Consider the following 24,002-nt stretch of genomic DNA (forward strand, 5'->3'; position numbering starts at 1 on the left):
ATTTTTCATCCTCGGCACGTCGTCACATGCCACGCCCCAGCGGAAAGGCCGGATGAAATATGTTCACAGTGCCGGTACCGAAGAACGAACCGGTCAAGGGCTACGCGCCGGGCAGCCCGGAACGGGCCGCGCTCGAAGCCAAGATCAAAGAGCTGGGCGGCGCGCAGACCGAGCTGACCATGACCATCGGGGGCGAGCGGCGGATGGGGGCCGGGACGCCGGTCGACGTCGTCGAACCCCACAACCACGGGCATGTCCTCGGCCGGATGGGCAACGCCACCGAGCCGGACGTGGCCGAAGCGATCGCGGCGGCGCGGGAGGCGGCGCCCGCGTGGCGGGCGATGGCCTTCGAGGACCGTGCCGCCATCTTCCTGCGGGCCGCCGACCTGCTCGCCGGGCCGTGGCGGTCCACGGTGAACGCCGCCACGATCCTCGGGCAGTCCAAGTCCGTGCAGCAGTCCGAGATCGACGCCGCCTGCGAGCTGATCGATTTCCTGCGGTTCAACGTCCGCTACGCCGAGCAGATCCACGAGATACAGCCGCTGTCGCCCCCGGGCGTGTGGAACCGGCTGGAGTACCGCCCGCTGGAGGGGTTCGTCCTCGCCATCACGCCGTTCAACTTCACCGCGATCGCCGGGAACCTGCCGACCGCGCCCGCCCTGATGGGCAACACCGTGCTGTGGAAGCCGTCGCCGACCCAGCAGCTCGCCGCGCACCACACGATGCGGCTGCTGGAGGCCGCCGGGCTCCCGCCCGGGGTGATCAACCTGGTCACGGGGGACGGGGAGGCCGTGTCGAGGGTGGCGCTGCGCCATCCCGACCTGGCCGGGCTGCACTTCACCGGCTCGGTGCGCACGTTCCAGAACCTCTGGCGGGCGATCGGGGAGAACATCTCCGGGTACAGGGGCTACCCGCGGATCGTCGGTGAGACCGGCGGCAAGGACTTCGTGGTCGCGCACCCGTCCGCCGACCCGGCGGTGCTGAAGACGGCCCTCGTCCGCGGCGCCTTCGAGTACCAGGGGCAGAAGTGCTCCGCCGCGTCCCGCGCCTACATCCCGCGCTCCGTCTGGGACGGGATCCGCGACGACTTCTGCGCCGAGGCCGAGTCCCTCACCATGGGCAACGTCGCCGAGGACCTGTCGCTGTTCATGGGCGCGGTCATCGACGAGCGCGCGTTCGCCAAGCACCGCGCGGCGATCGAACGGGCCCGCGGCATCGCCGGCATGAGGATCCTGACCGGCGGCGAGCTGGACGACTCGCAGGGCTACTTCGTCCGGCCGACGGTCCTGGAGTCGTCCGACCCGGACGACGAGATCTTCACGAAGGAGTACTTCGGCCCGATCCTCGGCGTCCACGTCTACGACGACGGCGACTACGACACCGTCCTGCGCCAGATGGAGGGCGTCTCCGAGTACGCCCTGACCGGCGCGATCATCGCGGAGGACCGCGCCGCGATCGCCGCCGCCACGCGCACGCTCCGCTTCGCGGCAGGGAACTTCTACGTCAACGACAAGCCGACCGGTTCGATCGTCGGCCAGCAGCCGTTCGGCGGCGCCCGCGCGTCCGGCACCAACGACAAGGCCGGCTCGGTGTTCAACCTCACCCGCTGGACGAGCACCCGGTCCATCAAGGAGACGTTCGTCCCGCCGACCGACCACCGCTACCCCCACATGGGCACCTGACGTTCCCGGGCGGACGTCCGCCCGCCGCCATGGTTGCGGGCGGTGCCCGGGACGCCGGACGATAAGCTCGCCTCGCCGCCTCGGTGGGGCGGGCCGGTGCCGGGGCGCCGTCCGTCCACGTCCAACCAACCGCGCATGGGAACGGGATGTCGACACTGAACCGTCTGGTGCTGTGGAACATCGACAACACGCTGGTCGACGTCGGGCGGGTCACCCGGGACGCCTACGCCGAGGCGTTCCAGCGGACCATCGGGCGTCCCCTCGTCCGCCTCGCGCCCACCCCCGGCCGCACCGAGTCCGAGATCATCTTCGAGACCCTCGCGTTCAACGACGTCGTCACCACCGACGACCACCTCGCCGCCTTCTTCGACGCGCTCACCGAGGCGTTCGCGTCCCGCCGCACCGACCTGCGCGACCACGGCCGCGTCCTGGCCGGCGCCCGCGAGGCCGTCGAGGCGCTCGCCCACGTCCCCGGCGTCGCCCAGTCGGTCCTGACCGGGTCCCTCCGGCCGAACGCGATCCTGAAGGTGGGCGAACTGGGCCTGGCAGGCCATCTCGACCTGGAGAGCGGCGGCTACGAGAACGGCGTCTACAGCAAGGCCGCGCTCCTGGAGCTCGCCCGCACCCGCTCCGGCGAGCGCCGCGGCACCGCCTACCCCGAGTCCGCCACCGTGTACATCGCCGACTCTCCCCGCGACGTCCAGGCCGCCCGCATCGCCGGCTCCCCGATCATCGCCGTCGCCACCGGCAGCGCCACCGAGGCCGAACTCCGCGCCGCCGGCGCCGAGCACGTCCTGGCCACCCTCGCCGACACCGGCGCGGTCGTCGGCGCCGTGGCCGACCTCACCCGTATGTGAGATGGTGTCTCGCGATGTGGGGCCGAATGATGATCGCGGCCGGCGTTGTGTGAGGAATCGGGATTGTTCCCGGATGCTCTGTGACCTGCGATGGGGAGTGGCGGCGAGGCGTGCCGGTGCGCGTCGCGGGGAACTTGCGCGGCGTGCGGGGCACGGCCGATATTGGGATGGCCGCGCGCCCTGGCGCGGCGGGGAGGGAGAGAGATGACCCGTGAGGTTTCTGAAGGGTCGGCGCTGTGGGAGCCGTCGGAGGAGGTCGTCGCCCGCGCGCGGGTGACCCGCTTCGTCCACTGGCTCCGGGAGCGGGGCGTCCTCACGGAAACCTACGACGACCTCTGGCGCTGGTCCGTCACCGAGGTCGACGCGTTCTGGGACGCGGTCTGGTCGTACTTCGAGGTCGTCGGCGAGCGCGGCGACGGCCCCGTCCGGACGGGCGGGCCCATGCCGGTGGACGGGCTCACGTGGTTCTCCGGCGCGACGCTCAACTACGCCGCGAACGCGCTGCGACGCGCGGACGAGACGCCGGACGAGACCGCGGTCGTCTTCCGCTCCGAGGCGGGCGGGCACCGCGTGCTGTCCTACCGGGAACTGGCCATGCACGTGGCGGAGGTCCGTGCGGGCCTGGCCGACCTCGGTGTGGGCAAGGGCGACCGCGTCGCCGCCTACATCCCCAACATCCCCGAGGCGCTGATCTGCTTCCTGGCCACGGCGTCGCTGGGCGCGGTCTGGTCGTCGTGCTCCCCGGACTTCGGCTCCTCCTCGGTGATCGACCGGTTCGCGCAGATCGAACCGAAGGTCCTGATCGCCGTGGACGGCTACGCCTACAACGGCAGGCGGTTCGACCGGCGCGAGATCGTCGGCGAGATCGAGGCCGCGCTGCCGAGCCTGGCCGCCACCGTCCTGATCCCCTACCTCGACCCCGCCGCGACGCCCGACGCCCTGCGCGTGGGCGTCCACTACGGCGACCTGCCCCGCGGCGACCGCGACACCCTGGTGTTCGAGGACGTCCCGTTCGACCACCCTCTGTGGGTCGTCTACTCGTCCGGCACCACGGGCCTGCCCAAGCCGATCGTCCACGGCCACGGCGGCGTCGTCCTCGAACACCTCAAGGCCCTGTCCTTCCACCAGGACCTCGGCCCGGAGGACGTGTTCTTCTGGTTCACCACCACCGGCTGGATGATGTGGAACTACCTCATCGGCGGCCTGCTGGTGGGCTCCACCATCGTCATGTACGACGGCGCCCCCCTCGACCTGTGGACGCTCGCCGCCGACAACGGCGTGACCTACATGGGCGTCGGCGCGCCCTACATCACGGCCTCCGCCAAGGAGGGCCTCCGCCCCGGTGAGGAACACGACCTGTCCGCGCTGCGCGGCATCGGCTCCACCGGCTCCCCGCTACCGCCCGAAGGCTTCGCCTGGGTGTACGACGCCGTCGCCGAGGACCTCCTGCTCGGCTCGTTCTCCGGCGGCACCGACCTGTGCACCGGCTTCGTCGGCCCCTCCCCGCTGCTGCCGCTGCGCGCCGGCGTCATCCAGTGCCGCGGCCTCGGCGCCAAGGTCGAGGCGTTCGGCGACGACGGCGCCCCCGTGATCGACGAGGTCGGCGAACTGGTCATCACCGAGCCCATGCCGTCCATGCCGGTCCACTTCTGGAACGACGAGAGCGGCGAACGCTACCGCGAGTCCTACTTCGACATGTACCCGGGCGTGTGGCGCCACGGCGACTGGGTCAAGATCCTCCCGGACGGCGGCTGCGTCATCTACGGCCGCTCCGACTCCACGCTGAACCGCGGCGGCGTCCGCATGGGCACGTCCGACTTCTACCGCGTCGTCGAGGTGTTCGAGGAGATCACCGACAGCCTCGTCATCGACACCGGCCGCCTCGGCCAGGAGGGCCGCCTGCTCCTGTACGTCCAGCTCGCCGAGGGCGCGTCCCTCACCGACGACCTGCTGGGCGAACTGAAGCGCCGGATCCGCTCGTCGCTGTCACCCCGGCACGTCCCGGACGAGATCCTCGCCGTCCCCGGCATCCCGCGCACCCTGTCGGGCAAGAAGCTGGAGGTCCCCGTCCGCAAGATCCTCCAGGGCACCCCGATCGACAAGGCCGCCAACCGCGACTCCATGGCCAACCCGGAGGTCCTCACACACTTCACCCCGTAGGCCCGCTCGTCCCCCGCGATCAGCGGGGGCGGGAGGACGCGTAGGCGAGGATGTCGCGGCGGCGGTAGAGGCGGCGGACCCGGCCGCCGCCGAGGGGCTCGACCTTGGCCGGGTCAGGCCATCCGGCGGGTGGGCGTCCGGGGTACACGGTGACGCTCGTCTGGGCCAGGCCGAGGATGCGGGCGGCGTCGGCCAGGGTGACGAGGTCGTCCGGGTCCTCTTCGGGCGGGCGTTCTTCGTAAGCGGTGTACCAGGCCGCCCAGGCGGCCTCGTCCCAGTACAGGGCCTTGCCCGAGCGGTGCGCGGCGTCCGGGTGGCCGTTGGCCGCGCGGTCGGCCCAGAGCTGCTTGAGGCGGTGGCGGCTCACGCCGTGGCGGGCGGCCAGCTGGTCGCGGGTGACGAGGCCCGGCGAGACGTCCCCGGAACCGCGCGCGGCGTACCAGCGGTCCCAGGCCGCGGCGTCCCAGGCGAGCTGGGAGCCGACCGTCCCGGCCGGTTCGGGGTGGCCGTTGGCCGCGCGCTCGCGGAACCACTTCTCCAGCGTGCTGCGTCCCAGCCCGTGGGCCTCCATCAGTTCGGCGCGCGTGTAGACGCGGCGGCCGTCGAGCATCGTCATGTCGTCAAGTCTCGCTTGTGTGACACGTTAGGTGGTTATGTCGCTGGGCATGTGACGGCACTAAGGTTGGCCCCCCGGTCAAATGTCTCTGAACGGAAGCGTCGGTCAGATCACGCTGTATTGGCCTATGGCCGGGTGAACTTCACAGGGGTCTCGCGCGTCACACAGTCGAAGGGTGATCCGGGCCCCGGGCAGGGCTCGTCGATCTAGAGAGGGACGGTTCGACGCATGGAGGTTGGGGCGCTGCGGTCCGGAGATCCGGATCGGCTCGGTCCGTACGCCCTGATCGGCCGGGTCGGCGAGGGCGGCCAGGGAACCGTGTTCCTGGGCACCGGCGAGGACGGCCGGCAGGTAGCGATCAAGCTGCTGCACGCGGAGCTGACGTCCGACGAGAAGGCACGCGCCCGGTTCCTGCGGGAGCTGGAGGTCGCCAAGCAGGTCGCGCCGTTCTGCACGGCCCAGGTCATCGACGCGGACGTGGACGGAGACCGGCCCTACATCGTCAGCGAGTACGTCCGGGGCCCGTCGCTGAACCAGCAGGTGCTGGAGGACGCCCCGCTCGGCGGCGCCGCGCTGGACCGGCTCGCGGTCGGTACCGCGACGGCCCTGTCGGCGATCCACCAGGCGAAGATCGTCCACCGCGACTTCAAGCCGCACAACGTGCTGCTCGGCCCCGACGGCCCCCGGGTCATCGACTTCGGGGTGGCGCGGGCGATCAGCGGCGGCACCACGCTCACCAGCCGGGTGATCGGCACCCCGTCCTACATGTCGCCCGAGCAGATCGCCGGCGACGAGGTCGGGACGCCGTCGGACGTGTTCTGCTGGGCGGCCACGCTCGTGTTCGCCGCGACCGGCCGGCCGCCGTTCGGCCAGGACACCATCCCCGCCGTGATCAACCGGATCCTGCACGAGCAGCCCGACCTCGGCGACCTGCACGGCCCGCTGCGCGGGCTGGTCCTCGACTGCCTGGAGAAGGCGCCCGCGGACAGGCCGGGCGCGCGGCAGGTGCTGATGCGGCTGCTCGGCCACGAGGAGGTCTCCGGGACGGAGACCAAGACGCCCGCCGCGCGCGCGGCCGGCGGCACCGACGAGACCGCGATGCTCGCCGCCGGTTCCGTCCGGGCCGCCGAGATCGGCGACGAGGAAGAGGTGTTCGAGCCCGACCCGGTGTTCGGCGACGCCCCGGTCTTCGACGACGACGATCCGGCCTTCGACGACTATCCCGTGTTCCGCGACCCGGAGGCGCCGGCCGCGGCGGCCGCCTTCCACAGCGCGGGGGCGGACGGCCCCGAAGGCGGCCACGGCTTCGCGGGCCGGGGCGGCGCCCCGGACGAGACCGACGCGACGGGGTTCGAGCCGGGTCTCCACCCGACGCCCGCCGCCTGGTCCGCCGACGACACGCTGCCGCCCGACCTCGCCGGCGGCGGGGAAAAGCGCGGGCTGCGGGGGAGGCTCGCCGACTCGGGCCGCCCGGCCGTGCTGGCCGGGGCCGCCGCCCTGTTCGTCGCGATCGTCGTGGTCTCCTCCGTCGTCGCGCTCAGCTCCGGCGACAACGGCAAGGCGGGGCAGAAGGTCAGCGACCCGAGCGCCCCGCCCGGGTCGTCCGACGTCGCGCCGAGCACGTCGGCGCCGGCGACGACCCAGGAACCGACCGGCCAGGCGCCGGTCGCCCCCTCCTACACACCTCCGACGGACAGCGGCTCGCCCACCGGGAGCCCGTCGCCGACCGGCGGTACCACGCCGACCGACACGCCGACCGGGCCGACGTCGACGCCGACGAACGGTTCGCCGTCGCCCGACGACCCGCCGACGACCGATCCGGAGGAGCCGCCGACGGACCCGGAGGAGCCGCCCACCGACCCGGAAGTGCCGCCCGGATCCGGCGGCTGACGCCTCCGGACGCCGACACCTCCGACCAGGGGCGGAACCGGCGCCGGGACGGCGGTTCCGGCACCGCCGCGCGTGTCGCGCGGACGCGGCGGCGCCGGGTTCGGCGATCACCACGAGGGACGCCGTATCGCCTGGCAGGGTGGGATAAGCCACGTTGACCTCGCGGCCGGGCAGGTCGGCTTTGCGCCGATTCCTGGTTACGCTGGCGCGTGAGCGGCGCCACAACGAGGTGGCGAAGGTCTCTAGGGGAGTTGTTGATGAGCGGCATGCTCGATTCGGCGAAGGACGACCTGCTCCGGCGGGCCGCGGAAACGTGCACGCAGCGCCCGGGAGCGCGCGGCCTGGACGTTGAGGAGTCCCTCGCCTACCTCGGCCTCTACTACCGGCATGTCGCCCGCGAGGACCTGGCCACCAGGGACCCGGCCGACATCTGCGGCCCCGCCCTGGCGCACCGGGCGCTCGGCGAGGAACGGCCCCAGGGGCGCGCCAAGGTGCGGGTCTTCACGCCGACGCTGGACGAGCACGGCTGGGACCCCGGGCACACGGTGGTGCAGGTCGTCACCGACGACATGCCGTTCCTGGTCGACTCCGTCACCATGGAGCTGACCCGGCACCAGCTGGCCACCCACCTCATCGTCCACCCGCTGCTGGGCGTGGACCGCGACGTCGCGGGCCGCCTGAAGGCGTTCCGCGGCAAGCTCGACAGCGACACCGACATCGACGAGTCGTGGATCCACATCGAGGTGGACCGCACCAGCGACCGGGCCGTCCTGGACGACCTGGAGCGCGACCTGCTGCGCGTCCTGCAGGACGTGCGGGTCGCCTTCGAGGACGAGCCGAGGATGCGGGTCCGCGCCGGTGAGATCGCCGCCGCCATCCGGGAGTCCGCGCCGCCGCTGCCGGACAAGGAGCTCGCCGAGGGCGTCGAGCTGCTCGACTGGCTGGCGACCGGGCACTTCACGTTCCTCGGCTACCGCGACTACACGCTCACCGAGGACGGAACCGCGCTGCGCCCGGAGCCCGGCACGGGCCTCGGCATCCTGCGCAGCGACAAGCGCGAGTCCGACAGCTTCGCCGCGCTGCCGCCCGAAGTGCGCGAGAAGGCGACCGAGAAGCACCTGCTGGTGCTCACCAAGGCGAACTCGCGCTCCACCGTCCACCGCCCCCTGTACCTGGACTACATCGGGGTGAAGAAGTTCGACGAGTCCGGCGCCGTCGTCGGCGAACGGCGGTTCCTCGGCCTGTTCACCCACGTCGCCTACAGCGGGTCGATCGCGCACGTCCCCGTCCTCAAGCGCAAGCTGGACGAGGTGCTGGAACTCGCCGGGTTCACCGCCGACAGCTACGACGGCCAGGACCTCGTCGAGATACTGGAGAGCTACCCGCGCGACGAGCTGTTCCAGATCTCCGTCGACGACCTGCTGCCGATCGCGCTCGGCGTGCTGCGGCTGCGCGAGCGCCGCCAGCTGAGGCTGTTCCTGCGAAAGGACCTGTACGGCCGCTACATGTCGTGCATGGTGTACCTGCCGCGCGACCGGTACACCACCAAGGTCCGGCTGCGCATCCAGGGGCTGCTGAAGGACGCGTTCGAGGGCGTCAGCGTCGACTACAGCGCGAACGTCACCGAGTCGATGCTGGCGCGGCTGCACGTCGTCGTCCGCGGCGAGCGCGGCCGTCCGCTGCCCGACGTCGACGTGAGCGACCTGGAAGAGCGGCTCGCCGCCGCCACCCGCTCCTGGGCGGACGACCTGGCCGACGCGATCATCGAGCAGTGCGGCGAGGAACGCTCCGGAACCCTCGGCCGCCGGTACTCGGACGCCTTCCCCGAGGCCTACAAGGCCGACTTCCCCGCCCGCACCGCGGTGGCCGACCTGCGCCGCCTCGAAGACCTCGGCGACGACGCCGACACCTCGATCAACCTGTACGAGCCGTACAGCGCCGAGCCGGGCGAGCGCCGGATGAAGATCTACCGGCTGGGCGAGCCGATCTCGCTGTCGCGGATGCTGCCGCTGCTGCACAACATGGGCGTCGAGCTGATCGACGAGCGGCCCTACGAGATCAACACCTCCGACGGCCGGCGGTACTGGATCTACGACCTGGGACTGCGGTATGTGCCGCCCGCCGACGTCCCCGAGGACGCCGTCAAGGGCCTGTTCCAGGAGGCGTTCACCCGGCTGTGGAACGGCGAGATCGAGAACGACGGCTTCAACGCCCTCGTCCTGCACGTCGGGCTCAACTGGTGGCAGGCGATGATCCTGCGCGCCTACGCCCTGTACCTGCGCCAGACCGGCACGACGTTCTCCAAGCGCTACATCGAGCAGGTCCTGCTGCGCAACGCGTCCATCACGCGGCTGATCGTCCGGCTGTGGGAGAGCCGCCTCGACCCGGCGATCGCGGGCGGTGAGGACGAGCGCAGCGCCGGGATCACCGAGGAGATCCAGGGCAAGCTCGACGACGTCGCCAGCCTCGACGAGGACCGCATCCTGCGCGCCTACCTGGCCCTCGTCCAGGCGACCCTGCGCACCAACCACTACCAGCACAAGCCGTACCTGGCGATGAAGTTCGACCCGCAGGCCATCCCCGACCTGCCGGAGCCCAGGCCGACCTACGAGGTCTTCGTGTACTCCCCGAAGGTCGAGGGCGTGCACCTGCGGTTCGGGTCGGTGGCGCGCGGCGGGCTGCGCTGGTCGGACCGGCGCGAGGACTTCCGCACCGAGATCCTCGGCCTGGTCAAGGCGCAGGCCGTGAAGAACACCGTGATCGTCCCGGCGGGTGCCAAGGGCGGCTTCGTGGGCAAGCAGCTCCCCGACCCGTCCGTGGACCGGGAGGCGTGGCAGAAGGCCGGCATCGCCTGCTACACCGACTTCATCTCCGGCCTGCTCGACCTGACCGACAACCTCGTGGACGGCAAGGTCGTCCCGCCGTCCAACGTCGTGCGCCACGACGGCGACGACACCTACATGGTCGTCGCCGCCGACAAGGGGACCGCGACGTTCTCCGACCTCGCCAACGAGGTCGCCGCCGAGTACGGCTTCTGGCTCGGGGACGCGTTCGCGTCCGGCGGCTCCGTCGGCTACGACCACAAGGGAATGGGCATCACCGCCCGCGGCGGCTGGGAGTCGGTGAAGTACCACTTCCGCTCGCTCGGCCGGGACGTCCAGAGCGAGGACTTCACCGCCGTCGGCATCGGCGACATGTCCGGCGACGTGTTCGGGAACGGGATGCTGCTGTCCGAGCACACCCGGCTCGTCGCGGCGTTCGACCACCGGCACGTCTTCATCGACCCCGAACCGGACGCGGCGACGTCGTTCGCCGAACGCCGCCGCCTGTTCGAGCTGCCGCGCAGCACCTGGGCGGACTACGACACCTCGCTGATCTCCAAGGGCGGCGGCGTGTTCCCCCGCACCGTCAAGTCGATCGCGGTGACCCCGCAGATGAGCGAGGCGCTCGGCATCGACGACGGGGTGAAGGCGGTCACCCCGTTCGAGCTGATCAGGGCCGTCCTCAAGGCGCCGGTCGACCTGCTGTGGAACGGCGGCATCGGCACCTACATCAAGTCGTCGATGGAGAGCAACGCCGACGTCGGCGACAAGGGCAACGACCCCGTCCGCGTCGACGGCGCCGACCTGCGCTGCCGGGTGGTCGGCGAGGGCGGCAACCTCGGGGTGACCCAGCTCGCCCGCATCGAGTTCGCCCGCAACGGCGGACTGATCAACACCGATTTCATCGACAACTCCGCCGGAGTCGACACCTCCGACCACGAGGTCAACATCAAGATCCTGCTCGACCAGGTCGTGCGGGACGGCGAGCTGACCGGCAAGCAGCGCGACAACCTGCTGTACGAGATGACCGGCGAGGTCGGGCGGCTCGTCCTGCGCGACAACTACGCGCAGAACGTGGTGCTCGCCGCGTCCCGCGCGCAGGCACCGGCGATGATGCACATCCACGCCCGCTACCTGCGCAAGCTCGAACGGGACGGGCGGCTCCAGCGGCGCCTGGAGTTCCTCCCGGACGACAAGGCGCTCGCCGAACGGAGGCAGTCCGGGCTCGGGCTCACCGGCCCCGAGTTCGCCGTCCTGCTGGCCTACACCAAGCTCGCCCTCGACGACGACCTCGTCACCTCCGACCTCGCCGACGACCCGTACCTGGAGTCGTGGCTGGTCGACTACTTCCCGACGCCGCTGCGCGAACGGTTCAGGACGTACATGGACCGGCACCCGCTCCGCCGCGAGATCATCACGACCGCCGTGGTGAACGACGTGGTCAACGCCAGCGGCTCCACGTTCGTGTTCCGGATGAACGAGGAGACCGGCGCGTCGTCGTCCGACATCGCCCGCGCCTACCTGGTCGCCCGCGACGTGTTCGGCATGCCGCGGTTCTGGCAGTCGGTGGAGGGCCTGTCGCACCAGGTCTCCGAGTCCACGCAGGTCGCGATGCTGCTGGAGGCGCGCAAGCTGACCGAGCGCGGCGCGCGCTGGCTGCTGCACAACCGGCGGCCCCCGTTCGACATCCGCGAGACGATCGACTTCTTCGCCGGCGGCGCGGCCACGCTGAGCACCCACCTGTCGAAGCTGCTGGTCGGGCTGGACCTCGCCGCGTTCGAACAGCGCCGGGACGGCTTCGCCGAGCGGGGCGTGCCGGACGAGCTGGCCGGGCGGTGCGCGACGTTCGTCCCCGCCTTCTCCACGTTCGATCTGGTGGGCATCGCCCACGACACGGGCCGTCCGGTGGAGGAGGCCGCCGAGATCTACTTCGACCTCGCGGACCGGCTGCAACTGTCCCGGCTGCGCGAACGCATCATCGCGCTGCCGCGCGACGACAAGTGGCGCTCGATGGCGCGCTCCGCCCTCCGCGACGACCTCTACACGGCGCACGCCGCCCTCACCCGGGACGTCCTGGTCACCAGCGAGCCCGGCGAGGACCCCGACGAGCGCATGCTCCACTGGGCGGACAAGAACAAGCCCGCCGTCCAGCGCGCCCAGCAGACCCTCAGCGAGATCTGGGAGAGCGACAGCTTCGACCTGGCGACCCTCTCGGTGGCCCTAGGCGCGATCCGCACTTTGGTGACCGCCAGCGCCCTGCCTGCGGACTAGGCGTGGTGTTGCCTCAGCTCGCCTTTGTGAGGGAGACCGATTCGCCCAGGATGCGGGCCTTGCCGGTGGGGGGTGCGTAGCCGATGGCCAGCCACTGCCAGGTCGTGCGCAGCGTCTCCGGCTTGTCGCCGTTCTTCTTCAGGTGGTCGCGGAGTTCGGTGGGGAGGGTGGCGGGGGTGCCGCCGGTCAGGGTCTTCTCCTGCTTGAGCGCGTACCAGACCAGGGAGCCGCCGTCCTCGGTGCGCAGGGCGTAGGACGGGCCGGGGCCGGGTGTGATCGCTCCGTGGGTGACCGTCCAGTCGCCCTGGTCCTCGGCGCGGGCGTTCGACGTGTGGGTGTCGGGTGTCAGGGCGCCTCGGTCGCCGGTCTTCAGGTAGTTCGCGTGCGCGGTGGGGAGGTCCCGGTCGGGCGCCGGTATCGCGTAACCCTGCCGGTCGTAGGCCAGCTGGGGTGGCCGGCCCTGGAACGTCAGCCAGTGCGCGGCGTGCCAGCCGGTCTCCGCGTTCTTCCTGACGAAGACGCCGAGGACCTGCTGGTCGTCGCCGCCTGACCGTTCCAGCGCGGCGACGCCGAACCACTTGGGGTGGTCGTCCTGGCGGGGGACGTAGAACACCGGGTTCGACAGGGAGATCCGTGCCGACTTCGGGAGCTTGCCGTAGGTGCGGACGCGGGCGGTCACCGGGGCCTCAAGCGCTCCCGTGACGGTGTCGCGCCAGAGCCGCACGTCACCGGAGGTGATGGCTCGATTGTGCCGCTCCGTCCAGTCCTTGAGGACCTCGCGGGACTCCTCGGCCGTGACGGCCGGCTTGCCGGACGGCTCCTTCGCGTCCGCGCCGGAGTCCGCGGCGCCGGAGCACGCCGTCAGGAGGGCGGCCGGGAACGCGACCAGAGCCATGTGAGGCGCGCGGCGCATAACCCACCTCGGGCGGACGAAATGTCGAACTTGTCCGCGCCAGTGTAGAGCGCCTACCCGCCGGGTGCCGGGATGTCCCTGCTGCAGCGGTCAGAAGAGCGGGACCGCCCGGCACCCGACGGAGAACTGGGGCCCCTGCGGGGCTCGGCCTCGTCCGGCGTCGCTCAACTCATCTGACGCCCACGGCCTTGCGGTACATGCCGTTGACCGTGGCGCGGCCCTCCGGCGGAACGGTGGCCAGGTACTGCGCGAGGACGGTCGTGTCCATGCGCGTCCTGGAGGTCCTCGCCGGGGCCAGCCCGACCAGATCACCGCTCACGCCCAGCTTGCCCCGCCGTGACGCGGAGTACGCCTCATTTTGCTTCAGGACATACCACACCACGGCCCCACGATCCTTGGTACGGAGCCCGTAGACCGTGTACGGCGCGGCGGAGAATCTGGACGAAAGCGTCACGCCCCGTCCGGCCAGGGTCTTCGCGCCCTGCGTCAGCGCCTTGTACGTCTCGGTGGTCTGCGGCCCGTCCGCGATGACGGACGCGCCCTTCGCGCCGGGCCCCTCGGTGAGCAGCGCGGCGTGCGCGGCGGGCAGCTTCCGCGGCGAGACGGCGAGGTCCTCGACGTCCTGGCCGACCGGCGCGGCATAGCCGTCCGGATCGAGCGCCACCCGGCTCAGCGCGGCATCGGCCGGATGCGGGGCGGCGGCCAGCAGCCACGGCGCCCCCGCCTTGGCCCGCGTGAACAGCATCGCGTGGCGCTGCGCCTGCTTTCCCCGGCCGGTGACGGCGGCGGCGGCGAACCACTGCGGATAACCGCCCAGCCGCGGGATGTAGAACGACGTGTCCCTGAACTCGAGCTTCGGTGGCGGCTGCTTCACGACCCGCCGCATCTTGAGAGCCGCCGCGTCCATGGTCAGCTGCGGATCGGTCTGGATCGTGCGCAGCGCCTTCCGGTTGAACCTGCTGCCGGCCCGGTTCGCCCCCGCGGTGTAGGACGCCAGCACCTGCTGGGCCTGCGTCTTGCTCAGCGGCGGCGTTCCCCGGGGCTGAGCCGGATCGGCGGACGAGGCGTCACCCGAGCATCCCGCGCTCAGTGCGGCGGCGAGCAGGCTGGATACGAGAAGCGAGGCGACGGCGAAGTTGCGTGCGGGCATGAGGCCCCCCGAGGGCTGACGGCGATCCGAACCGCCCGCCATCCTCGCAGAGTGACCATGGAGTCACGCTACGAACACAGAACTCCCCGCAAGATCTCGCGGCCGTCCCGCAGGAAGCGCGTCACGCCATTTCCTGCTGGCGCATCCAGCGGATCTCAGCCTCGATGAACTCGTCGATGTCGCCGTCCAGGACCGAGGAGGGGTTGCCGACCTCGACACCGGTACGCAGGTCCTTCACGATCTGGTACGGGTGCAGCACGTAGTTGCGGATCTGCGTGCCCCAGCTGCTGGTGCCCTCGCCGCGCAGCGCGGACATCTTCTCCGCCTCCTCCTGGCGCTTGCGCTCCAGGAGCTTGGCCTGCAGGACGTTCATCGCCGTGGCGCGGTTCTGGATCTGGCTGCGCTCGTTCTGGCAGGACACGACGATCCCGGACGGGATGTGGGTGATCCGCACCGCGGAGTCGGTGGTGTTGACGCCCTGGCCGCCCGGCCCGGACGACCGGTAGACGTCGACGCGCAGGTCGTTCTCGTCGATGTCGACGTGGTCGCTCTGCTCCACCACCGGGACGACGTCCAGGCCCGCGAACGAGGTCTGGCGGCGGCCCTGGTTGTCGAACGGGGAGATCCGCACCAGCCGGTGCGTGCCGTGCTCGCCGCGCAGCGTCCCGTAGGCGTAGGGGGCCTTCACCGTGAAGGTCGTCGACTTGATCCCGGCCTCTTCGGCGTAGGACGTGTCGTAGATCTGCGTCGGGTAGTTGTGCCGTTCGGCCCAGCGCAGGTACATCCGCTGGAGCTGCTCGGCCCAGTCGGCCGCGTCCACCCCGCCGGCCTGCGCGTTGATGGTGACGAGCGCCTCCCGGGCGTCGTACTCGCCCGACATCAGGGTGCGGACCTCAAGCTGCTGGACGGCCTTCAGCAGCGCCGCCAGCTCCCCGTCGGCCTCCGCGCGCGTGTCGGCGTCGTCCATCTCCTGGGCGAGTTCGTACAGGGTGGCGGCGTCGGCGAGCCGCTGCCGCAGCCCCTCGACCTTGCCCAGCTCGCTTTCCAGGTACGACAGGCGGCGCGTCACCGTCTGGGCGCGCTCCTGGTCGTTCCACAGGTCCGGGTCGGCCGACTGCTCGCGCAGCTCGGCGATGTCACGCCGCATGCCGTCGAGGTCCAGCACCTGCTCGATACCGGACAGTGTCGAGCCGAGCTCCTTGAGCTGCTCTTCGGGTTCGATGGCTGCCACGCCTCCGAGCCTATCGCCGTCCGGGCAGTGCTCATCGCCGTCCCGCCGCCGCCGGGCGCCCTCCCGGCACGCCGCCGGGCGCCCTCCGGCACGCCGCCGCGCATCCGACGGGAGCGCACGGCCAATATCATGTGGATGGCAGAATCACGGGCCGAGGACGCCGGCCGGAGGGCGGTCGGCATGGAATTCGGTCCGGGGGACGGTCTGTGCACAGGTTCACGCGGGTGATCGCGGCCGGGGTGCCGCTCATCCTGGCGCTCAGCACCGCGGGCTGCGCCGAGGGCAAGACCGAGGCGCGGCCGACCGTCAGCGTGCCCACGACGTCCCCGCCCGAGCCGGTCCCGCTGACCCCGGAAGCCGCGAAGCAGGCGTTCCGTACCTATGTCACCGACGAGGACGTCGCCAGGGCCGCCGGCGACGAGCGGCTCGCGCTGAACTGGACGACCGGCGGGCAGCGGCAGCTCACCGCGGCCGAGTTCCGCGAGGCCGCCTACGACGGCGACCCGGTGCGGCGCTTCGGCTACGACGAGCCCGAGCTGTACGTCCCGAAGCTGAAGGACGACGCCTACCCGCATTGGTTCATGGCGTCGGTGGATCGCTCGGTCCTCGGCGAGCGCAAGAGCGAGCGCACGGTGCTGATGGCGTTCGTCCGGAACAGCCCGTCCGACCGCTGGAAGCTCACGCTCGTGACCGACATGCAGAAGAAGGCGAAGCTGCCGGAGGTCGAGATCGATGATGACGGCTACGCGGAGGCGCTCAGCACCGACGACACGTCCCTCCTGATCCGTCCCCGCGACGTCATCGGCATCCACGCGACGGTCGCCGCGGAGGGCGGCGGCAGCGTCGCCGCCAAGGTGATGAAGTCCAGCGCCGTCACCACCGGGTTCTACAAGGACACCAGGAAGGCCACGAAGAAGGCCAAGGAGGACGATCTCACACTCCAGATCGTCTACACGGCCACGCCCTTCCCCTACTTCGGGGTGCGGACGGAGAGCGGCGGCGGCCTGATCGTCTACTCGCTGTTCCGCAGCACCTCGCTCATCGCCGATGAGCCCGGCACGCCCAAACCGGAGATCCCTGAGGAGGCGGAGCATCTCCTCGACGGCACCGTCGAGGGGAACCAGGTCGACACGACCGCGACCCTGCACTTCGCGGCGTACGACCCGGAGCGGGCCGAAGAGGGCAAGCGCCAGTCGAAGGCGCAGGTCATCGCCGACCAGGGCGCGATCTCCAAGGCCTCCACGCCGCCGCTCAAGAAGACACCGTAGGGGCCCGGGCCGCGCTCTCCAACGGGGCGTCGACCGTGGCCATGCTGTGGCCAAGCCTTGGTCAGGTCCAAGCCGTGGTCAGGTACAGGCGTGGTCGGGTACAGGCGTAGTTCAGGTACAGGCGTACTCGTCAGCCGTAGACGCGCTGCAGCACCAGCGCGGCGAACAGCAGGGCCACGAGGCCGGCGAGGACGAGGACGGGCGATCCTGACAGTCCGTGACGGTGCAGCTCTGACCGGGCCTCACGGCATGTGGGGCAGCGCCCCTCCACGACCGGGTTCGAGCACTGGGCGCAGATCAGATGTTCGCAGCTCATGTCATGGCCCCTATCTCCGAGAACGGCACGCGGGTCCTTGCGGGGATGCGTCGACCTGTCCGGCATCTGTCGACCTATTAGGTATCTTTCGCCATCATCCAGCGTAGCCGGACTGTATGGTCGTTCCGGCAAGTCCGGGAGCTTGATGGTAGGAAACGGCCGGTACGTCGGGAGACGGTTCACATGGCACTGATCGGACGGCACACGCCCATCGGGCGTTGTGGCGGCCCCGGGCTCCCGTACTCCGGCGAGCGGGACGAGGCAGTTGACCGTCCCCTCTACACTGCTCGAAGGCTCCGCGTCCCGCCTGGTCGTGGAGCCGGGCGGCGCAGACCGGAGGTCACGGGCCATTCCGTGGCCCGCGGGCCGGGCCGCTCCCCAACCCCTAGACACCGAACCGCCGTGATGCAGCCGTGATCCACTTCGACAACGTCACCAAGGTCTATCCGACCCAGAACCGGCCCGCCTTGCAGCACGTGAACGTCGCCATCGAAAAGGGCGAGTTCCTGTTCCTGGTGGGGCCGTCCGGTTCGGGTAAGTCGACCTTCCTGCGCCTCATCCTGAAGGAGGAACGTCCTTCCCAGGGTCACGTGCACGTGGCGGGCAAGGACCTGAGCAGGCTGAGCAACTGGAAGGTGCCGCACCTGCGCCGCAGGATCGGCTGCGTCTTCCAGGACTTCCGCCTCCTCCCCAACAAGAACGTCTTCGAGAACGTCGCGTTCGCCCTCGAGGTGATCGGCAAGCCGCGGCGTTTCATCGGCAAGGTCGTCCCCGAGGTCATCGACCTCGTCGGCCTGGAGGGCAAGGCCCACCGGATGCCGGACGAGCTGTCCGGCGGCGAGCAGCAGCGCGTCGCGATCGCGCGGGCGTTCGTCAACCGGCCGATGATCCTGCTGGCCGACGAGCCGACGGGCAACATCGACCCGGCCACCTCGATCGGCATCATGAAGGTGCTGGACCGGATCAACCGCACCGGTACCACCGTCGTGATGGCCACCCACGACGCCGCGATCGTCGACGCCTTCCGCAAGCGCGTCGTCGAGCTGGAGGACGGACGGGTCGTCCGCGACCAGTCGCGCGGCGTGTACGGGCAGGCCTACTAACCGTGTTCGCCGAGGAGTGCGGGAGACGTTCCACCCGCGATGACCCGGGCCGGGGCCCGGTCCCCTCCACGGCACTTCCATCTGAACCACCGATTCCTGCCGGGGCGTACGACACCCCGAGGCCCCAGAGGTAGGAACCGCCCCGCATCGGCCCCCGTTCCACAACGCGGTACGGCCCAGGCTTCCGGCGGGACACAGGCGATCAAGGACAGCGAGGCATGCGCGTACAGTTCGTTCTCCAGGAGATCTGGATCGGTCTCCGCCGGAACATGACGATGACGATCTCCCTCGTCATCACCGTCGCCATCGCCATGGCACTCTTCGGTACCGGGCTGCTGCTGCGGCAGCAGGTCGACTCGTCCAAGAGCTTCTGGTACGACAAGATCGAAGTCTCGATCTTCCTGTGCGCCAAGACGAGCTCGAACCCGAGCTGCCAGAAGCAGGACGTCACCGACCAGCAGCGGCAGACGCTCAAGGCTCAGCTGGACAAGCTGCCACAGGTCTCCGAGGTCCAGTACGAGAACAAGCAGCAGGCCTTCGAGCGGTTCAAGGACAACTTCGCGGGCTCGCCGGGCTTCGTGGAGAGCACCCGCGAGGGCGACATCCCCGACTCGTTCCGGGTCAAGCTGAAGGCACCCGAGGAGTACAAGGCGGTCGCGCAGGCGATGCTCGGCCAGCCGGGCGTCGACACCGTGATCAACGAGCAGGAGATCCTGGAGCGATTCTTCCGGATCCTGAACGGCCTCCAGGTGGCCGCGCTGACGATCGCGCTGATCCAGGTGGTCGCCGCGGTGATGCTGGTCGGCAACACCGTCCGGCTGTCGGCGTTCAACCGGCGCCGGGAGACCGGCATCATGCGGCTCGTCGGCGCGTCCAACACCTATATCCAGCTGCCGTTCATCCTGGAGGGCGCCATCGCCGGCCTGATCGGCGGTATCTTCTCGTCCATCCTGCTGGTGTTCAGCAAGAAACTGCTGATCGACAGATTGGCGGGAGACGTCCAACTCGTCAGCCAACTCGGCTGGAGTACGGTCATCGCCGTCATCGTCGTCTCCATATGTTTCGGCGTGCTGCTATGCGCGGTCGCGTCGTTCCTCACACTGCGGAGATATCTCAAGATCTGACGCGTTGACCGGATCCGGTGCAACCGCCGGATCCGGTGTATCGCGCCGCTCTACACTTGCCGCATGTTCCGGACCGTGCCGCTCCCGGGGAGGCGGCCCCGGCGACCCCCCGAAGGCAGGAGGGCCGGGCGCCTCCTGCGCGGCACCGCGATCGCGGCCGCGATCCTCTGCGCGTACGGCGCGGGGGTGGTGACCGGCTCGGGTCCCCGGCGTCCCACCGCCGCCGCGGACGGATCGGTCCTCAACGAGGCCGCCGCGCGGATCGGCAGGCACGCGGCCGCGCCGGTCGAGCGCGGCGAACTCGACCGCGCCGCCGTCGAGGGCATGCTGAGCGCGCTCGGCGACAGGTGGGCGCGCTACTACTCCGCTCGCGAGTACGACGACGTCGATGGACGGCTGAACGGCCACTACAGCGGCGTCGGGCTGTGGCTCGGCTCCGGGGACCGCGAGGGCAGGGTGATCGTGGCCAGCGTCCAGCCGGGCACCGCCGCCGCACGCGCGGGTGTGCGGGCCGGTGACATCATCACCGGGGTCGGGGAATCGCCCGTGGACGGCTGGGGCGTGAAACGCGTGGCGGGGGCGCTGCGGGGGCGTCCCGAAGAGCCGGTCGCCCTGACCGTGGAACGAGACCGGCGGACCAAGCGGTTCCACCTCGTCCGCACACCCGTCTCCGGAGGAGACGTCACAGTGACCGACCTCGCGGACGACGCGCGGATGATCCGGGTCGGCGCCTTCACGCGCGGCGCCGGCCGGCGGGTGCGAGCGGCCGTGACCGGGCAGTCACCGTCCGGCCGTCCCAGGGGCGGCGTCCTGCTGGACCTGCGAGGCAACCCGGGCGGCCTGCTGGACGAGGCGGTCAGAACGGCCTCCGCGTTCCTGCCGGGCGGCCCCGTGGTGACGTACCGGCCGCGCGGGGAACCCGCCCAGAACCGGATGGTCACCGAGCCCGGAGACGCGAAGACCCCGCTGGTGGTGCTCGTCGACGCCGGCACCGCCAGCGCCGCCGAGGTCGTCGCCGGGTCCCTCCGCGACCGCGACCGCGCGGTGATCATAGGATCGCGTACGTACGGGAAGGCATCGGTGCAGGAACCCATCACGCTCGCCGACGGGTCGGTCATCGAACTGACCGTCGGTCGCTATCGGACCCCCGGCAGCCGTAACCTCGACGGTGTGGGGATCGAACCCGACGTGGCGGTCTCCGCCGACCGTCCGCCCGAAGTGGCCGAGCGGCGCGCCCGGACGGTGCTGCGCGGCCTGCACGCGACACTGCCGGGCGGCTGAGACCACCGGGCACGATAGAACCGCCGGAACGACCGAACTGACCGAACTAGCCGAACTGACCGAACTGGCCGGACTAGAACTGGGACGCCGGGACAAGGACTGGATGACGTGGCACGGGACACCGGGCGCAAGAAGGACACCGGGCGCAAGCTCATCGCCCAGAACAAGCGGGCCCGCTACGACTACCACATCGACGAGACGTGGGAGGCGGGCATGGTGCTGATGGGCACCGAGGTCAAGGCCCTGCGCGCCGGACGCGCATCCCTCGCCGACGGCTACGCGCACGTGATGGGCGGGGAGGTGTGGCTGGAACACGTCCACATCCCCGAGTACACGCAGGGGACCTGGACCAACCACGCCCCTCGCAGGCGCCGGAAGCTGCTGCTCCACAAGCGCGAGATCCAGAAGATCATCGCCAAGTCGTCGGAGCCCGGCTGGACGCTGATTCCGCTGGCGCTGTACTTCAGCGACGGCAAGGCCAAGGTCGAGATCGGCCTGGCCCGTGGTAAGAAGGCCTACGACAAGCGTCAGGCCATCGCCAAGCGGGAAGCCGACCGGGAGATGCAGAAGGCGGCGGCGGCCCGGTTCAGGAGACGGTGAAGGGTGTCGATGACGAACCGACGCCGGAAGCGGCGGCCCGGCAGGATCGCAGCGGCGCGGCGCCGGGTGGTGGCGCTCGCGGTCAGCGGCGCCCTCGTCGCGGGCATGACGACCGGATGCTGGGCCGAGCGGTCGGCGATGCCCGCCGTCCGCGACTTCCTGATCGCCTGGCAGGTCGGCAACTTCGAGGCGGCGGCCGGCAAGACCGTCGGCGTGGACCGGAAACAGGTCGAGGACGCGCTGAGCCGGGTCAGCCAGCAGCTCGACGCCGCGTCCCTGCGGCTGTCGCTCGGCACCGGCGTCACCGACAGCGACGTCGACCAGATCATCAAGAAGGGCGACGAGGCCGACGCGCGCTTCACCGTGAAGATCGACCTCGGTGAGAACGGCCAGCCGTGGGAGTACCCCGGGCTGATGCACCTTCGCCGGGTGGGCGGCAAATGGAAGATCGCCTGGAGTCCCTCGATCATCCACACGAGCCTGAAGCCCGGGCAGCGGCTCGCCGTCGTGACCGAGGAGCCCGAGCGCGCCCCCGTCACCGACACCCACGGACGCTCCCTGCTGCGCGAGGTCGGCGCCTACGACGTCGGGGTGTTCCCCGGGCAGCTCGCCGACCCCAAGAAGACCCTCGACATGCTCACCAAGCACGCCAAGATCGACGGTCGCCGGCTCGACGCCGAACGCCTCCTCGGACGCGTCCGCTCCGCCCCGCCGCAGGACTTCCTGCCGCTGATGACACTCCAGGTCCCCGCGCACAACGCGCTCATCCAGCGGCTGACCAACATCCCCGGGCTGAGCTTCAACGGCGTCAAGGCCCCGGTCGCCCCCGCCTACGCGCCCGAGCTGGTCGGCACGCTCGGCCCCGCCACCGCCGACCGCCTCCAGCACGTCGGCGCCCCCTACCAGCCGGGCGACACCATCGGCGTCAGCGGCGTCCAGCTCCTCCAGCAGCGCCGGCTCGCCGGCACCCCCACCGTCCGCGTCGTGGCGCAGGACGAGTCCGGTGAGAACACCGAGGAACTGCGCTCCTGGGAAGGCCAGCCGCCACAGGAAGTGCAGACCACCCTCGACCCCTCCTTCCAGCGCAAGAGCGACAAGGCGCTCGCGGGCCTGAACCACCCGGCGTCCATGGTGGTGGTCCGTCCGAGCACCGGCGAGGTGCTGGCCGTGTCCAACCACGGCACGAACGGCAAGAACCTCGCGTTCGAAGGCGAGTACTCGCCCGGGATGACGTTCGGAATCGTGTCCGCCGAGGCTCTGTTCTCCCAGGCCGGCATGAGCCAGACCACCGAGACCACCTGCCCCGCCACCGTCACCGTCGGCGGCGAGAAGTTCACCGGCAAGCCCCGCGGCGACAGCACGTTCGCCAACCACTTCGCCGCGTCCTGCAAGACGACCCTCGCGCAGCTCAGCGCCAAGCTCGACGCGAAGACCCTCGTCAACGAGGCGTCCCAGTTCGGCCTCGGCAAGGACTGGGGCCTGACCGTCCCCGCCTTCACCGGCTCGGTGCCCACCCCCGCCAACGACGGCCAGAAGGCCGCCGCCATGATCGGCGAAGGCAACGTGAAGGTGAGCCCCCTCGCCATGGCCCTGGTCGCCGCCGCGGCCCAGAACGGCACCTGGAAGCCCCCGTACGTCCTCAAGGAGATCGCCAAGACCATCCAGGCGCCCCCGCCGCAGAACCTCCGGCCCGAATCCATCGCGAGCCTCAAGAAGGTCCTCGGCCGCACCGCGTCCCACGGCAACGCCCGCGGCGCCCGCGTCTCCGGCGACCTGGTCGGCGTCGCCGCCCTCGCCACCTACCGCGACGGCAACCGCAACAAGACCGTCTCCTGGTTCGTCGGCTCCAGCGGCGACCGCGCCTTCGCGATCGCCGTCGAGGGCCACGTCAACACCCCGGACATCGCGGCGAAGTTCCTCCGCGCCCGATGACCGCCCCGTGACGGCTTTGTGATCTCTTTACGCCACGGCGTCAACCTTCCCGCCGTCCCCGGGCGTCTTTACGGGTGACTGAGATCCCGCTTGGGGGGTTGCGGACTCAGTCGCCGTGATGAGACCAGAGCCTCTTCTCGGGGGAGGCTCTGCCGTCCGGACCGGCCCGACCCTGCCGGTCGACCCCGGTGGGTGTGACTCAGGTCGCACCCACCGGGGTTCACGGCTGTCCTGGGAAATAACGTTGCCCGGCCACGCGTTACCCTAGTAACGTCATGGTGCGGACGTCCTCGGGCGCCCGTTTTGACAACTCAACATGGGGGTGACCGGCTTCGACTTCGGTCGTACGAGCCAGGGGAAGCGGGTCGAGGGTTGCTGTCGTGACCTCGTTAATCCTGTGACAGCAAACCAACAACTGCCAACAAGAAGCAGTCCGAGTTCGCTCTCGCCGCCTGAGGCGAGTAGCGACTCTGTCAGCCCGGGAGAGTCTCCGACCCGGGGTCTGGCATCGTAAGGAGACTCCACCTGCAAGCCCGGTCGCGGGACCTGTAGGAACACCGAACAGCGACTGAGTCCGTCGGCGACACGCCTGCGTGAGCGCCGGGACTGAGAAAACGTTAAGCAGGCTGCACCCGGAGAAGCCCTGACCCTTCACCGAAGGACGCGGGTTCGATTCCCGCCACCTCCACTCGTCGTTGGAGTGGTGTGCCCGCAGAATGCGCGGGCCGCCACTCCTTCGTCATGTCTGCCTGGGGGGCGACCCCCAGACCCCCGGTGTGGGGGCTC

The 24,002-nt window shown here is 70.6% G+C and carries 16 protein-coding genes and 1 other RNA gene; 12 read left to right on the plus strand and 5 right to left on the minus strand.

Going from position 1 to position 24,002, the window contains the following annotated elements:
- Window positions 1-59 precede the first annotated feature (59 nt).
- From pruA to E1285_RS10385, 3 genes are all read left to right on the plus strand, one after another.
- Complete coding sequence (gene pruA, locus E1285_RS10375; RefSeq protein WP_132150557.1) at window positions 60-1,682, plus strand: L-glutamate gamma-semialdehyde dehydrogenase; 1,623 nt, start codon at window positions 60-62, stop codon at window positions 1,680-1,682.
- A 146-nt stretch (window positions 1,683-1,828) separates the two neighbouring features.
- Window positions 1,829-2,539 (plus strand): haloacid dehalogenase-like hydrolase, encoded by a 711-nt coding sequence (locus E1285_RS10380; protein ID WP_132150559.1) that lies wholly within the window; start codon window positions 1,829-1,831, stop codon window positions 2,537-2,539.
- Window positions 2,540-2,743: 204 nt separating this feature from the next.
- The gene (locus E1285_RS10385) at window positions 2,744-4,699 is read left to right on the plus strand and encodes an acetoacetate--CoA ligase (protein WP_132150561.1); all 1,956 of its coding nucleotides are present in this window, start codon (window positions 2,744-2,746) and stop codon (window positions 4,697-4,699) included.
- Window positions 4,700-4,718: 19 nt separating this feature from the next.
- Here the strand turns inward: E1285_RS10385 and E1285_RS10390 are convergent, their stop codons facing one another.
- Window positions 4,719-5,315, minus strand: coding sequence for a hypothetical protein (locus E1285_RS10390; protein WP_132150563.1), 597 nt, complete (start codon window positions 5,313-5,315; stop codon window positions 4,719-4,721).
- A 228-nt stretch (window positions 5,316-5,543) separates the two neighbouring features.
- On the opposite strand from E1285_RS10390, the gene E1285_RS10395 reads away from it, so the two are divergent.
- Both E1285_RS10395 and E1285_RS10400 read left to right on the plus strand, forming a co-directional pair.
- Entirely contained in the window at window positions 5,544-7,205 is a 1,662-nt protein-coding gene (locus E1285_RS10395) for a serine/threonine-protein kinase (RefSeq protein WP_132150565.1), read from the plus strand.
- Window positions 7,206-7,462: 257 nt separating this feature from the next.
- Entirely contained in the window at window positions 7,463-12,298 is a 4,836-nt protein-coding gene (locus tag E1285_RS10400) for an NAD-glutamate dehydrogenase (protein ID WP_132150567.1), read from the plus strand.
- Window positions 12,299-12,311: 13 nt separating this feature from the next.
- Here the strand turns inward: E1285_RS10400 and E1285_RS10405 are convergent, their stop codons facing one another.
- From E1285_RS10405 to prfB, 3 genes are all read right to left on the minus strand, one after another.
- Window positions 12,312-13,211: a hypothetical protein gene (locus tag E1285_RS10405; protein WP_132150569.1), complete on the minus strand. Its 900-nt coding sequence runs from the start codon at window positions 13,209-13,211 to the stop codon at window positions 12,312-12,314.
- A 169-nt stretch (window positions 13,212-13,380) separates the two neighbouring features.
- Window positions 13,381-14,361, minus strand: coding sequence for a hypothetical protein (locus E1285_RS10410; protein ID WP_132150571.1), 981 nt, complete (start codon window positions 14,359-14,361; stop codon window positions 13,381-13,383).
- 121 nt (window positions 14,362-14,482) lie between these two features.
- Window positions 14,483-15,592 (minus strand): peptide chain release factor 2, encoded by a 1,110-nt coding sequence (gene prfB, locus E1285_RS10415; RefSeq protein ID WP_132150573.1) that lies wholly within the window; start codon window positions 15,590-15,592, stop codon window positions 14,483-14,485.
- 206 nt (window positions 15,593-15,798) lie between these two features.
- Between prfB and E1285_RS10420 the strand changes: the two genes are divergently transcribed.
- Entirely contained in the window at window positions 15,799-16,860 is a 1,062-nt protein-coding gene (locus tag E1285_RS10420) for a hypothetical protein (RefSeq protein ID WP_132150575.1), read from the plus strand.
- Between the two features lie 130 nt (window positions 16,861-16,990).
- On the opposite strand, the gene E1285_RS10425 is transcribed toward E1285_RS10420, so the two are convergent.
- On the minus strand, window positions 16,991-17,176 hold the full coding sequence (locus E1285_RS10425) for a hypothetical protein (RefSeq protein ID WP_132150577.1): 186 nt from the start codon (window positions 17,174-17,176) through the stop codon (window positions 16,991-16,993).
- 413 nt (window positions 17,177-17,589) lie between these two features.
- Here E1285_RS10425 and ftsE point away from each other — a divergent pair, with 413 nt between their 5' ends.
- From ftsE to ssrA, 6 genes are all read left to right on the plus strand, one after another.
- The gene (gene ftsE, locus E1285_RS10430) at window positions 17,590-18,279 is read left to right on the plus strand and encodes a cell division ATP-binding protein FtsE (RefSeq protein ID WP_132150579.1); all 690 of its coding nucleotides are present in this window, start codon (window positions 17,590-17,592) and stop codon (window positions 18,277-18,279) included.
- A 218-nt stretch (window positions 18,280-18,497) separates the two neighbouring features.
- Window positions 18,498-19,403, plus strand: coding sequence for a permease-like cell division protein FtsX (gene ftsX, locus E1285_RS10435; protein ID WP_132150581.1), 906 nt, complete (start codon window positions 18,498-18,500; stop codon window positions 19,401-19,403).
- Window positions 19,404-19,466: 63 nt separating this feature from the next.
- Entirely contained in the window at window positions 19,467-20,684 is a 1,218-nt protein-coding gene (locus E1285_RS10440; RefSeq protein ID WP_132150583.1) for a S41 family peptidase, read from the plus strand.
- Between the two features lie 108 nt (window positions 20,685-20,792).
- Window positions 20,793-21,284 (plus strand): SsrA-binding protein SmpB, encoded by a 492-nt coding sequence (smpB, locus tag E1285_RS10445; RefSeq protein WP_132150585.1) that lies wholly within the window; start codon window positions 20,793-20,795, stop codon window positions 21,282-21,284.
- A 9-nt stretch (window positions 21,285-21,293) separates the two neighbouring features.
- Window positions 21,294-23,216, plus strand: a complete 1,923-nt coding sequence (locus tag E1285_RS10450; RefSeq protein WP_132150587.1) for a penicillin-binding transpeptidase domain-containing protein — start codon at window positions 21,294-21,296, stop codon at window positions 23,214-23,216.
- A 318-nt stretch (window positions 23,217-23,534) separates the two neighbouring features.
- Window positions 23,535-23,907, plus strand: a transfer-messenger RNA (tmRNA) gene (gene ssrA, locus E1285_RS10455).
- Window positions 23,908-24,002 lie beyond the last annotated feature (95 nt).

It is taken from the genome of Actinomadura sp. 7K507 (assembly GCF_004348425.1).
Taxonomy (GTDB): domain Bacteria; phylum Actinomycetota; class Actinomycetes; order Streptosporangiales; family Streptosporangiaceae; genus Spirillospora.